The sequence below is a fragment of the Streptomyces sp. NPDC057900 genome, from assembly GCF_042887885.1.
Taxonomy (GTDB): Bacteria; Actinomycetota; Actinomycetes; order Streptomycetales; family Streptomycetaceae; genus Streptomyces.
This window is the reverse complement of sequence record NZ_JBHVOI010000001.1, coordinates 1,244,771-1,258,404: the sequence shown is the minus strand read 5'-3', so window position 1 is coordinate 1,258,404 and position 13,634 is coordinate 1,244,771. Positions and strand designations below refer to the sequence as shown.

Here is a 13,634-nt window from a genome sequence, read left to right as displayed (position 1 = left end):
AGAACAGCGCATGGGGTGGGTTCCGGCGGGCGACTACGAAGTCGCCCTGGAGGCGGGCACGGTGGTCTGCCGCAATGGGAAGGGCCGGCGGCTGAAGTCCGTTCCGGCCAGATTGAAGGACGACCCGGCGGTCGTCGGACTCCGGCAGCTGACCGAGTGGCTGGAGCAGCACGCACACCAGTGCCTGACCGACGTCGAGCAGTGGATGGTGCGTTCGCTGCCCGTTCCCACCGCCGTGCTCGCCCGGGTCTGGCCCGACCCGGCGTGGCAGACGGCCCTGCGGGACGTGGTGGTCACCGGCCTGGACGGTGGAGTCGCCGGGTTCCTGCGTGATGTCGATCCCGAGCGCGGCCTCGGCCTCGTCGACCTGGACGGCGACACGGTCCGCATCACCCCGGACGTCGTCCGCGTGCCCCACCCCGTCCTCCTCGACGACCTCGACGAGCTGCGGGAGTTCGCCGTCGAGCTGGAAGTGCGCCAGAACGTCGACCAGTTGTTCCGCGAGGTGTGGCGCCGCCCGCCCGGCCTCGACCGCGACGCCACGTCCGTGGACACCTACGCGGGCGGCGTGTTCAAGGAACTGCGCTTCCTGCACGGCCGCGTCACCCAGCTCGGATACCGGTCGCGCGGCGGATACGCGGTCTGCCCGGTCGTCGAGGACGGCGCCACCACAGAGGCGCGCATCTGGATCGGTGAGCACGACGGATACGACGAGTACGGCACCGAGACGGGCTCGCTGGGCTGGACAGACCCGGCGGGGCGCGCGCTGACGGCCGCAGAGGTCGGCCCCGTCGCGTGGTCGGAAGGTATGCGCATGGCGGCGGCGCTCTACGCCGGACGCGACGTGGCGGACGAGGAGCGGGCGGCATGAGCACCACGACGACGAACACCCACACGGACACGGTGGCAGCGGCGGAGGCGTCCCTCCCCGCCCAGGCCCGGGGTCCCGTGGCCGAGGCCCGCGCGGCGGCCCTGCTGGACGCGGGCGCGATCCTCCCGGCCGGCACCACGGAGCGGGACGACGCCGACGCGCTGACCGCCCGCACCTACACGCACAGCGCCCTGGGCGACCGCGCCGTGGTCCGGCTCGTGCCCGGCACTCTCGGTGAAGCCGAGGACCTGGCCCTTGAGTTCCTCGGGCTGGCCCGCGCGTCGGAGGCCCCCGTCGTCGGCCAGGTGCGCCGCGAGGCGCTGGGCTTCCCCGCCTGGGCGCTGGTCAACGACCCGGCCAACGGGCACCACGCGCTGGCCCTGGTCAAGGACATCGAGCGGCTGGGCCGACAGGCCAGGACCCGCGCCGGGGCGGCCAAGGAGGGCTTCGACGCACTCGGCACCCGGCTCGGCCGGGCCGTACCCCACTTCCTCCCCACCTACTACGAGCAGGTCGCGCGCCTCTTCCTCCAGGCCGAGAACACCAGCTACGCCGCCTCCTTCTTCGGCAAGGCCCGCGAGGCCGAGCGGGTGCACGGGCTGGTCGTGGACGAGGACCGGCAGCGGGCCGTCTTCCTGGAGTTCGCCTTCGCCGGCGCGCTGACCGTCAAGGCACTGCGTCAGTACGTGCGGGACCTGGTGGCCCGGCTCGAACCGGCGGACGCCTGGGCGCAGTTCCGCCGGCTGCTGGTCGAGCGCTGCGCGGCCGGCATGCCCCCGTACGCGGCGCTGCCGCAGGACGTGCGCGCGCTGGTGAAGGCCGCCGGGCTGGACCGGGAGGCCGCCGAACGCGAGCTGGTGGCCGATCTGATCGCCGCTCCCGGAGTCGTCCGCGCCCCCGCCTCCTTCTGGGCCGCCTACCGCTCCGCGGTCGTCGGTCTCGCCCGACAGGACGGATCCGTGCGGGCCCGGCTGCTCGGCTTCTTCCCGGAGACCTTCAGCGAGGACCACCGGGAGAAGGCCGGCGAATCCGACTGGCTGGTGTTGCTGGCCGAGTCGGGCGCCGAGGACCTGCTGACCGGCTTCCCGGAGCCGGCGGGGCACGCTCCCGTCGCGTCCGCCGACTCCGTAGCGTCCGCCGCGTCCGTCTCCGCCGTCTCCCCGGCCGACTGGCTGGCCCGCTGGGAGGCACACCGCCGGCGCAACCGGGCCACCGCGGGCCGCAGCCCGCAGACCCTCGCCCTGGCCGCCCGGATGGCGGACCGGCTGCGCGCCGACGGGCGCCCCGTCGAGCTCTTCCAGGGCCGCTGGCAGCGGAACGCCGATCTGGACCTCCTCGACCTCTGCCTGGCCTCCGGTATCCCCGTCGCCGAACCGGACGAGCGGGACGCGGGCAACGGACAGGGCCCCGCCGTCCCGCTCGGCTCCTGGCTCACCGACACCGCGCCCGGCGCGCGGGACCTCACCGCCGTCTCCGAACGCCCGGCCTTCCGCGCCCTTCTGCGCCGGACCGTCGGCGCCCTCGGCGACGGGCACGGTCAGCGGCTGAGCGACGCCGGCCTTGCGAAGCTGGCGGCGCACCCGGTGCTCTCCGGCATCCTGCGGGAGTGGCTGACCGCCTGCGCCGAGGAGTACACGGCCGCGCGCGGGCTCCCCGGGCTGCGAGCCGCCCTCAACAGGCTCTCGTCGTTCCGCAGCGTGATCGCGGACGTCGCCCCCGAGGCCGTGCGGCTCCTCAAGGGCCACGAGGTCGTGCCGCTGCTCGCCGCCACCCTGCGCACCGGCGTCCTCGACGAACTGGGCTGGCCCGCGCTCGATACGGCCTACGCCGAACTGGCCGCGGAATCCGCCGGCGTGCACCGCCGGGGCCGCCGCTCCGAGGGCGTCGGGGTCACCGGCGCCTGGCCCGCGCTGATCCTGAACACGCTCGAACGGGCCGTCGTCGTCGGCCCGGAAGGCGTACTGCTGACGCACACCCTGCGGTTGCCCGCCACCGTCGACCACTGGCGGTCGCTCGCCTTCCGTTACGTCGACGGCGAGTTGCTGGTCATCTGGTGGGAGGACGGAAAACCGCGCGGCTACTGGTCGCACCGCCCCGCCGAACCGTTCACCGTCGGCGGCGAGCAGATACCCCGCTGGGGCGGCTCAGGCCCCTCGGACGAAGTCTGCCTGCCGCTGCCCGGCGGCGGCCGCGCCACCGGAGGCAAGGCCCTGCACGCGGGCGACACCTCCCTCCCGCCGCAGCGCGCCGTCATCTCCGACGGCACCGGCCACTGGCGGGAAGGCCACCAGGGCACGCAGCGGGTCTGGCTGGAATACGACCCGGCCACCGGTACGCACGGCCGGGCGTCCCTGCCCGCCTTCCTCCGCTCCGGGGTGCGGGACGGCACCCGGCTGCTCGCCGAGCACTGCCAGGTGCTGCCCCTCCAGCCCGGTCTGGAGAACACCCCGTTCGGCACGGACGGCAAGGTCCTCGGACGCTGGGTCCGCTCCACGGCCACCGAGCCCGGCACGGCCGCCCCCGCCGACGGGTACCGGATCGTCGCAGGCACCCCCGACGGCCACACGGTCACCCTGCCGCACCCACTGCCCGACGGCGGGTCCCCGGTGCCGCTCGGCGCACTCACCCTGCCCGGCGGCTCACGGCCCCTGGTGGCCCTGTACCACCGCTCCGTCGCGGCGCACCCGGCGGACGCGGACGGAGCCGGCGGCAGCCTGTGGTCCGTCCCCACCGACTCCTCCGGCGCGAACGACGCGGCGGGCACCCCGTATGTGCCGCCCGTCGCCTACTGGCACGCGCTGCGCCCGAGGGACGAGCGGGGCTCCGCCGCCCTGCGGAATCTGACCGACTCCCGGGCTGGTGAGCTGTTCGAGGCGGTCGCCGCCGCGGTCGCCCGGCACCTGGAGGCGTTCCGGGCCGCCAAGGAGTACACCGGGCCCTCGGCGCGGGAGCTGAGCGAGGAGGCCATGGCGCGGGTGCTGCCCGAGGTGTCCGACGCACGGCTCCTCGCGGGCGTCACCGCCGTCGTCCGGGACGCGGTGGACCGCGCGGCCTCCGCCGCCCGGTACCTGGAACCGCCCGAGCCCGCGCAGCCGGCCACGTCCCGGAACACCGCGCGCGTCCAGGGCATGTTCTTCGAACACGAGCCCGAGCATGGTGACGACACGACCCTGGAGACCGCCTCCGCCTGGGACTCCGAGCGGATGCGCGGCGGCTGGTGGGGAGCCGGGAAGCGGTGGACCGTGATCCGTCAGATCCTCTCCGTCAACCATGTCCTCGGCGGCGAACCGGCGTTCGGCCCGCCCGTCACGTCCAAGGCGCCGCGCACCGTCGCGGACGGCTGGCGGCGGGACGAGTACACCGTGCCCAGCGACTCCCTGACCTGGGCCCCCCTCCTCGACCACCTGCCCGAACTGGCCTACCGGGCCGCGTCCGCGACCACCTCCCCCGAGCACCGCAGCGGGCTCCTGGTGTTCCTGGAGACCCTCGCCGCGGGCCCGCTGGCCGAGCCCGCGGGCACGGTACGGCAGGTGGAGCTCGTCGAGCCGTTCGGCGTGGGGGCATCCGGGCAGGGTCGCCCAGAGGCCGTGCACCGCCTCGGCCAGGTGCTGCGCAAGGGCGCCCGCACCGTCGTGATCCTCGCCAACCGGGGCCGGAACTACCGGAGCGACTCGGAACGCTGGCTCGCCCTCGACCACGACCCGGCCGGCGCCTTCGGCCCCGTCCCCGGTTTCACCCTGGACCACGAGCACGTGTACCGGCACGGCATCGCCCGCGACCGGCTCACCCGGCTCATCGCCCTGGTACGGGAGCAGGGCCCGGCACCCTGGCGTCCGGAGGCGGCGGAGGCGTTCCACACGGCCACCGGTATCGGCCCGCTCCAGTCCCTCGCCCTGCTCTCCGCGGCCGTCGACGAGCCCGGCGCGGAGGCACTCGCGCTGCTCGGGGTGAAGACGCGTGCCTTTGAAGCGGCCCAGGGCAGGCTGAACGCCCTGCCCCGCGACGACCGGCACGCCCTGCTCCAGTCCCTGCTGCCCGCGGACCCGGCCGAGCTGTGGTCCACGGGCCCCGACGTCCCGGCCGCCACCGAGGTCTGGCGGGAGCGCCTGGCCTCCCTCGTCCGGGTCCCCGAGGAACTGGACCTCGACCTGTCCGGTACCACCCCGGGCGCCGTCGACCTGATCCTCAACGCGGGCTCCCGCGCCTGGCTCAGCCACGGCACCGATGTCGAGGACGGCACCGGCCGCCCGGCCCTGCGCCGGGTGGGCGCACGCGGTGCGGTCTCCACCGCCCTGACCGCCCTGCGCACCCTCGCCTACTCGCTGCCGTACGGGCATCCGCTGCGGGCGCACCTGCCCACCGGGCTGGCAGCCGTACGCCGCCGCCTGGCCGACCCCGGCCTGGTGCTGGACCTCGGCCTGGACTGGACCGAGTCGGGGCATTCGATCGGTCCCGCGATCCGCGCCGCCCACGGGCTCCCCGAGTCCGGCGGCGCCGGGCCCGACGGGCTGGTCAGGGCCGGCACGGCGCTGCTCCTGGCCCCCGGTCACGGCGACAGCGAGAAGCTGCTGATCCGCCCGGCCGGACTGACCGGCCCCGACGACCCGGCGTTCGGCCTCGTCGAAGGCACCGTCGGCGGTTACGCCACCGGCGATCTGCTCGCCCTGCGCGCACTGCTGGGCGAGGAGACCGACGCGCTGGCCTCTGCGGGCGCCCCCGACGGCGCCCCGCACCACCCGGCCCAGGACCCGACGCGTGCGGTGCCGGACCTGGTGGCCGAGGCCGCCGACACCCTGGGCCTGGGCGCGGACGCCGCCGCCCTCTATCTGATGCTGCTCGCCCTGCCCGACCCGACGGACCGCAACTGCGTCCGCTGGACCGAGTGGAAGCCGGCCCGGATCAAGAAGGCCCGCGCGGAACTCGCCGCCACCGCACTCGTCGTGGAGGCGAAGCGCTCCCGGGCCGGCCGCACCCTGTTCCTCCCTTGCGGCTGGCTCGAACGCGGCGCCCCCGGGCTGCCGTTGGAGACCTGGAAGGAACGCCTGTACCCCGTGGCCGGCTCTGCCAGGACCCTGCCCCACCTCCCCGTGCCCGAGCTGTTCGCAGCCGCCTGGGCGCGGGTCCGCGGCGGCGACGCCCCGGCCTTCGAAGAACTGGACACCCGCGCACCCCGGAAGGGCCGCCGCCGATGACGAACGACACCACGACCACCACCGTGGACACCACCACGGACCGGGCGACGGCGCCCGGCCGGGAACACCGCCAGGTCACCCCGCCCGAGGACCGGTACGCCACCGAGCTCGCCTTCCTCGCCGTCCACGACTCCGGGCCCCGCCCGCCCGGCTGGCTGCTCACCCCGCGCGCCGTCGTCGCCTTCGTGATGGGCAGCGCGGGCGAGGCACTGAGCCTGCCGAAGGGCGCCCGGCCGGGCGCCGGGGTGCCGCGCCGACTGGTGATCGAGCAGAAGTTCGTCGGCGAACGCGCCCTGGTCGAACGGTGCGTGGTCACCCTTGCCGGAGAGCGCGGGCTCCTGCTCGTGGGTGAACCCGGCACCGCCAAGTCCATGCTCTCCGAACTGCTGTCGGCGGCCGTCTGCGGAACCAGCGCACTCACCGTGCAGGGCACCGCGGGTACTACGGAGGACCAGCTCAAGTACGGCTGGAACTACGCACTGCTGCTTGCCCAGGGCCCCACCCAGCAGGCCCTGGTGCCCTCCCCGGTGCTCGCCGCGATGACCCGGGGGGCCGTCGCCCGCGTCGAGGAGGTCACCCGCTGCCTGCCGGAGGTCCAGGACGCCCTGGTGTCCCTGCTCTCCGAGCGGCGGATCGCGGTGCCCGAACTCGCGGGCGGCGAGGGCGCCCAGGTGCACGCCGCCCCAGGCTTCACCCTCATCGCCACCGCCAACCTGCGCGACAAGGGCGTCTCGGAGATGTCCGCCGCCCTGAAGCGGCGCTTCAACTTCGAGACCGTGGGCCCCATCGGGGACGTGGACGCCGAGACCGCGCTCGTCCGGCGCCAGTCGCGGGCGGCCGTCGAACGCGTGGGCGCCGCCTTCCAGGTGGACGACGCGGTCCTCGAAGCCCTGGTCACTGCCTTCCGGGACCTGCGCGAGGGCCGCTCCGCGGAGGGCTGGGAGGTCGAGCGCCCCTCCACGGTGATGAGCACCGCGGAGGCGGTCTCCGTGGCGGGCGCCCTTGGCCTGGCCGCCGCCTACTTCCCCGGCGACCGGGATGTGCTCTCCCTCCTGCCCGGCCATCTGCTCGGTGTCGTCAGGAAGGACGACCCCGCCGACGCGGCACGGCTGCTGGGGTACTGGGACGGGCCGGTGCGCAGGCGCGCGGAGCAGGGGGCGGCGACCTGGCGTGCCCTGTGGGACCTGCGCTCGGTGCTGGAGAACTGACGGATGAATGAGTCGACCATCCCCGAGACGGCCGTCCTCCCGGCCTCGGACACGGCGGCCGCGCCCGCCACCCCGGAGGCCGCGGTGGCGGCCCTCGCGGCGGCCGGGCCCGGGGCGCCGTTCCTGATCGGGGTGCGCCATCACGCGCCCTCGCTGGCGGCCGCCCTCCCGGCCCTGCTGGACGCGGCGGCCCCGGACGTCCTCCTCGTCGAACTGCCCGCCGAGTTCCAGCCCTGGCTGGGCTGGCTCGCCCATGAGGAGACCGAGGCCCCGGTGGCGCTGGCCGCCGTGCCCGCCGACCGGCCCGGAGCCGGTCCGTCGGACGAACGGGGGCCCGCCTTCTACCCGTTCGCGGACTTCTCGCCCGAACTGGCCGCGCTGCGCTGGGCGGCGAGGAACGGGGTCCCGGCGGTTGCCTGCGATCTGCCGTTGGCCGACCGGGCGTGGGCGGGGGCCGGTCCGGACACCCCCGCGCCCGCCCCGGTCCCGGGCGCCGACTCCGCGCCCGCGCCGGGGGACGGGCGCGGACTGTCCGACGCGCTCCGGTCCCGGCTCACCGGCCGGGACGGCGACGACCTGTGGGACCGGCTGGTGGAGACCCTCGCGCCCGGCTCGACACCCGAGGCACTCCGCCGTGCCGCCCTGCTCACCGGCTGGGCCCTGCGCCACGAGGCCGAGGCGGGAGGCGGGGTGCGGGGCACGGACCTGGTGCGCGAGGCGTGTATGCGCGGCCACATCGCACAGGCCCTGGCGGGCGGACAACGGCCCGCCGTGGTGGTGGGAGCCTTCCACACCCCGGCGCTGCTGCCGTCCGCCGGCGGGGCCGCGGGGGCCACCGGGGTCAGTGGGACTGTCGGTGCCACCGGTGCCGCGCTGGCGGCCGAGACCACCGGGCCCGCCGATACCACCGCAGACCCCGTACCGGACGCCTGCACGGTCTCCCTGATCCCGTACACGTATCCGCTGCTCGACTCGCGGTCCGGCTACCCGGCCGGCATCCGGGACCCGGAGTGGCAGCACACCGTGCTGGACGCCGCCGGGGACCCGGCCGCGCTGCACGAGGCGCTGATCCGCACCGCGGTCCGTATCTGCGCCGCCCTGCGCGAACAGGGCCACCCCTACGGCCCGGCGGACGGCCGGGAGATCGTCCGGGTCGCCGGCGACCTGGCCCGGCTGCGCGACCTGCCCGCCCCCGGCCGAGGCGAACTCCTGGAAGCCGCGCAGACGGTGCTGGGGCGCGGCGAGACCTACGGCACGGGCCGCGCGGTCGCCCTGGCCCTCGAACGCGTACTCGTCGGAACCCGCACCGGACGCCCCGCGCCCGCCGCCCCGCGCAGCGGGCTGGGCCCCTCGGTCGAGGCCGCGACAGAGGCGCTCTCCCTCCCCGGTCCGCGGGACGCGCACGAGAAGACACCGCGCGACCTCCGTCTCGACCCGGCGCGCTCCACCCTGGACCGGCGCCGCGAACTGCTGCTGCGCAGGCTGACGGTGTGCGGCATCCCCTACGCGCAGGAGCAGCGGGTGACCGGCGCGGCGGGCACCGAAGGGCTCACGACGCGCTGGCAGGTGCGGTGGACCCCGGCGACCGCCGCGATGCTCACCGCGGCCGGGGCCCGCGGCGTCACCCCGGTCCAGGCGGCGGAGGGCGTGCTGCGGCAGCGGCACGCGGCGGAGTGCGCGGCGGACGGTCCGACGGCCGCCCAGGTCGTCCGGGGCCTGACGGACGCCGCCGAGTGCGGGCTCCCCGCCCTGGCGGAAGAACGGCTGACGGAGCTGGCGTCAGTCCTCCCCGCGAGCGGCACCCTTCCCGAACTCCTGGGCGGGCTCGACCTGCTGGACCGTATCCACGCCGGACATCTCCCGGGACCGGCCCCCTCCGACGATCACCCGGACCCGGACGCCAACGCCCGCGCCGCTCGCACCGCGCACGCGGCCGAACTCCTGACCTCCGCCGCGGTCCGCCAGGTCGACGGACTGACCGGTTCCGAGGAGCCCGGGGACGCGCGGGCGCTGCTCGAACTGTCCCAGCGGGCCGACCGGGTGGGCGGCATCCGGCTCACCGACGCCCTCGCCCGGCTGGCCGCCGACGGGACGCCGTTGATCGCCGCGGCCGCCGGGGCGGTCAGGGTGCTCACGGGCCACGAAGAGGCCGCGAGCTTCGGGGGACGCGTCGCCTCCTGGGTGGACGGAGCCGTGGACAGCGCCTCCCGGGCCGCGCTCACCGCCCGCCTCACCGGCGTCCTGACGGTGGCGGGCCCCCTCCTGACCGTCGGCGTCGGCGCCCTGGACCCGATGCTGCACCGGGTCGTCGAGCTGGACGACACCGCGTTCCTGGCCCGGCTGCCGGCCCTGCGCGGTGGCTTCGACACCCTGAGCCCGGCCGCCCGGGACCGGCTGCTGGACACCGTCGAGGAGCGGCTGGGCGAACGGGTGGACGACCTCGGCGCGGACGATCCGGCGGAGCTGGCCCGCCGGACGGCCGCCGACCTCGCGGCCCGCGAGCTCCTGACCGGCCTCGGCCTGCCCGTCCCGCCACCCGCGCACGACGACCGCATCCCACCGCTGTCCGCCGGCAGCCCCGCCGCTACCTGCCCCACCACCGGGACAGCCCCCGCGACCGAGGCCGCCACCGCGCGGACCCTCGCGCCCGCCGACCGGTGGCGACTCGTGCTCGGGCGGCGCCCGGACCGGCTGCCGTCCGGTGCCGCCCGGCTGGCGACCGCCCTGGACGAGCTCTACGGCGCGGGACACGGGGAGGGATCGCGGGGCGGCGTGCCCGGCCCCGGTGGCGGCTCGGGCGGCGGCCGGGAACCCTCGTACCCCGGTGTCCGCGAGTGGTCGGAGGAACTGGCCGCGCTGTTCGGCCCCGGTATCCGCGAAGAGGTCCTCGCAGCCGCGGCCGGGACCGGCCGGCCGGACGTCCTCGCCGAGCTCGACCCGGCGGCCGCCACTCCCTCGGTGGAACTGCTCAGGACGATCCTGCGGTACGCCGGCGGCCTGCCGGAGGCCCGCCTCGCGGCGCTCCGGCCCCTGGTCCGCCGCCTGGTCGACGAACTGACCCGGCAGCTCGCCACCCGGCTGCGCCCCGCCCTCACCGGCGCGATGACGGCCCGGCCCACCCGCCGCCCCGGCGGCCGGCTGGACCTGCCGCGTACGCTGCGCGCCAACCTGGCCACCGCCCGCCGGACGGCCGAAGGAACGGTCCGGGTGATCCCGGAGAAGCCGGTGTTCCGCAGCCGCGCACGCCGGTCGGCCGACTGGCGCCTGATCCTGGTCACCGACGTCTCCGGATCCATGGAGGCGTCCACGATCTGGTCCGCGCTGACCGCCTCCGTACTCGCCGGGGTGCCGACCCTGAGCACCCATTTCCTGGCCTTCTCCACGGAGGTCGTCGACCTCACCGGCCATGTGCGCGATCCCCTCTCCCTCCTGCTGGAGGTGAGCGTGGGCGGCGGCACACACATCGCCGCCGGCCTGCGGCACGCCCGCGGCCTGATCGAAGTGCCCAGCCGCACCCTGGTCGTCGTGATCAGCGACTTCGAGGAGGGCGCGCCGCTCGGCGGGCTGCTCGCCGAGGTGCGGGCCCTGGTGAACACCGGCTGCCACGTCCTCGGGTGCGCCAGCCTCGACGACGCGGGCCGGCCCCGCTACTCGACGGGCGTCGCCGGTCAGCTCGTGGCCGCCGGGATGCCCGTGGCGGCCCTCAGCCCACTCGAACTGGCCCGCTGGATAGGGGAGAAGACCGCATGACCGCCGCTCAGCTGCCACCTGTCGCGCCGGAGGTCACGGCCACGCTGGTGGAGGACCTCTCGCCCCGGCTCCGCAAGCGGCTGGACGCCGCGATCACCAAACTCGGCGCCCGCCCGGCACACCGCGACGGGGACACGGTGACGATCGAGGTCGACGACGAGACCGCGTTGCGCCTGCGTGCTCCGGGCGGCGTGGTGGCCACGCCCGACGCCATCACCTGCGGCTGTCTCCTCGCCCCGGCATGCGTCCACCGCGCGGCCGCCGCCTGCGCCGCCCCCGTGGCGGACCCGGTGGCGGACCCGGTGCCGGAGAACGTCGACCGGTCGATCCAGGCCGCCCCGGAGCCCGCCCCCGCAACGGATCCGGCCTCCTTGACGGGCCCCGCCCCCGTAACGAACCCCGCCCCCGTAACGAACCCCGCCCCCGTAACGAACCCCGCCCCCGTAACGAACCCCGCCCCCGTAACGAACCCCGCCCCTGTAACGGACCACAGTCCCACCCCGGCCCCCGTGCCCACGGACCTCGCCGCCCCGCCCGAGGTGGCGAGCCCCGCCCAGCGGGCCGCGGCCGATGCCCTGTGGGCGGCGGGGGCCGCCGTGCTGGAGGCCGGGGTCGACGGGGCCGGTGCCGTCACCCAGGCGGCCCTTCTCCGCGCCGCGCACACCGCCAGGCTCCGGCAACTGCCGCGCGTCGCGGGCGCCGCGCTCTCCGTCGTCACGCTGCTGCGCGCGGCCCGCGCCGGGGACCCGTCCTACCGCACGGCGGAGCTCGTCACCGCCCTGGCCGAACTCCTGGGCACCGCACACCGGGTGGGGGCGGCGTCCGGTGCGGAGCTGGCAGCAGTCAGGGGCCGGGCGCGCCGCCCGTACAGCCCGGACGGTGCGCTGCGCCTGTACGGACTGTTCACCGAACCCGTGGTCACGGACTCGGGCCACGGCGGTGTCCGTACCTGGGTCGCCGGGCCCGAAGGCCGTCTCTGCACGGTCGGAGACGTGGCACCCGGCGGCGTCGGGCGCGCCCTCGGCGTGGCCGACCGGGCGGTACGCCTGGGGGACAGCGCGCTCACCCACCGGGAGCTGGGCCGGGCAGGACTGGCGGTCTCGGGGGCCACGGTCTCACCGGACGGCAGACTGGGCGCAGGGAAGGGCGTCAAGGCCGTGACCGCCCGGGGCGCGGCGTGGACGGAGCCACCGCTCGCCGCGCTGTGGGAGACACCGCCGTCCGAACAGGCCGCCCGCGCCCTGCGGTCCACCTCCCGCTACGCGGACCCGGACAGCGGTGGCAGCGACCTGCTCTTCCTGGACGTCGAACTCCTCGGCGCCGTGAGGGAGTCCGGCGGCACCTGCCTGCTCGCGCGGTGCGAAGGCGGCATTCACGTACGGCTCACCGCCGCCGACGACGATCCCGCGCTGGCCCACCGCGACAACCTGATGCTGCTGGCCGCGGCGCCGGGCACCCGACTGAGGATCGTCGGCCGCCTGGTGCCCGCCCTCCACCCCCGGCTCACCCTCCTCGCCTGCTCGCACCCCACCGGCGAGGGCACGATCGACCTCGGCCTGGACCGCCTGCGCCGTGCCGACCTCCCGGACCCGGCCGCCCCCGTCCACCTCGCCCCGCACCAGCCCGGCGAGGCCGGCCCGCACTCGCCCCTGTACCTCCTGGAGCGCCGGGTCGAACAGACGGTTCCGGCGGGCCGGGCCGCCCTCGGCATGCTCGGTGACGTCACCGCCGAGACCCGCCGTATCAGCCGGGCGGGCCTCCACACGGCCGCCGGGCTGCTGACCGCCCTGTGCGCTTCTGCGGCCCGACGCGACCGGGACCACTTCGGCCGTCTCCTGCCTGCCGACACGGACGGCTTCGCCCTGTACTGGCTCGCGGCCGCCCGTTACACGGCTGCCGTGGCCGAGTCCCTGTGCGCGGCAGCCTGGGAGGACCAGCGGCCGGCCGCCTGATCGTCGTCGTGCCCGCGGCCGGGTCCGCGGGTGTGACGGGCGGCGTTCACGCCTCTGCGGGTGCGCCCGTGGCCGCCGCGATCAGGGCGGTGGCCGCGGCGCGGGTGGCCGCGGCCACGTCGGAGCGGTGGTGGTCCATCAGGGCGGAGATGCCGGCGCCGTCGTAGAGGATCTGGAGCTGGTGGCCCAGGGCACCGGGGTCGGCGGCGCCCGCCTCGGTGGCGAGGCGGGTGAAGAGACCGCGCATCCAGCCACGGAAGTTTTCCGCCGCTTCCTCGACGAGCCCGCCGGGGCTGGCCTCGGCACCGGCGCGGATGAACGCGCAGCCGTGGAAGTCGGGCCGGTCGAACTGCCGCCCCTGGGAATCGAAGACCGCCAGCATCTGCTCGCGGGGCGTGTCGTACTCCGCGACGGCCCGGGTGATCCGGTCGGCGGTGGCCGTGTGCCGGGTGTCGAGGTAGGCGCGGACGAGCTGCTCCTTGCCGCCGAAGGTGTTGTACAGCGACGCCTTGGCCACGCCCGCGTGCTCGATGACCCGGTCGATTCCGACGCTCTGCACGCCCTCGGCGTAGAAAAGCTCGTCGGCGGCGGCGAGGAGGCGCTCTCGCGCCGACGGCCTCGCGGTGCTCCGGACACTCGCCATGACGGTCACTCCTTCAGA

Annotated in this window: 6 protein-coding genes; 5 read left to right on the top strand and 1 reads right to left on the bottom strand. The window is 76.1% G+C overall.

Annotation, left to right across the window (positions count from 1 at the left end):
* Positions 1-10 precede the first annotated feature (10 nt).
* Genes ACFVQ0_RS05115 through ACFVQ0_RS05095 form a run of 5 tightly spaced genes read left to right on the top strand, consistent with a single transcriptional unit; the run spans position 11 to position 12,973 of the window.
* Entirely contained in the window at positions 11-871 is an 861-nt protein-coding gene (locus tag ACFVQ0_RS05115; RefSeq protein ID WP_390084665.1) for a DUF4132 domain-containing protein, read from the top strand.
* Entirely contained in the window at positions 868-6,063 is a 5,196-nt protein-coding gene (locus ACFVQ0_RS05110) for a hypothetical protein (protein ID WP_390084663.1), read from the top strand. Before ACFVQ0_RS05115 ends, ACFVQ0_RS05110 begins: the two co-directional genes overlap by 4 nt.
* The gene (locus tag ACFVQ0_RS05105) at positions 6,060-7,271 is read left to right on the top strand and encodes an AAA family ATPase (protein WP_390084661.1); all 1,212 of its coding nucleotides are present in this window, start codon (positions 6,060-6,062) and stop codon (positions 7,269-7,271) included. Before ACFVQ0_RS05110 ends, ACFVQ0_RS05105 begins: the two co-directional genes overlap by 4 nt.
* Positions 7,272-7,274: 3 nt before the next feature.
* Entirely contained in the window at positions 7,275-11,021 is a 3,747-nt protein-coding gene (locus ACFVQ0_RS05100) for a DUF5682 family protein (RefSeq protein WP_390084659.1), read from the top strand.
* The gene (locus tag ACFVQ0_RS05095; protein ID WP_390084657.1) at positions 11,018-12,973 is read left to right on the top strand and encodes a hypothetical protein; all 1,956 of its coding nucleotides are present in this window, start codon (positions 11,018-11,020) and stop codon (positions 12,971-12,973) included. Before ACFVQ0_RS05100 ends, ACFVQ0_RS05095 begins: the two co-directional genes overlap by 4 nt.
* A 46-nt stretch (positions 12,974-13,019) precedes the next feature.
* On the opposite strand, the gene ACFVQ0_RS05090 is transcribed toward ACFVQ0_RS05095, so the two are convergent.
* Positions 13,020-13,616 carry a TetR/AcrR family transcriptional regulator gene (locus ACFVQ0_RS05090; protein WP_390084655.1) on the bottom strand — a complete coding sequence of 199 codons (597 nt, stop codon included), beginning with the start codon at positions 13,614-13,616 and terminating at the stop codon, positions 13,020-13,022.
* Positions 13,617-13,634 lie beyond the last annotated feature (18 nt).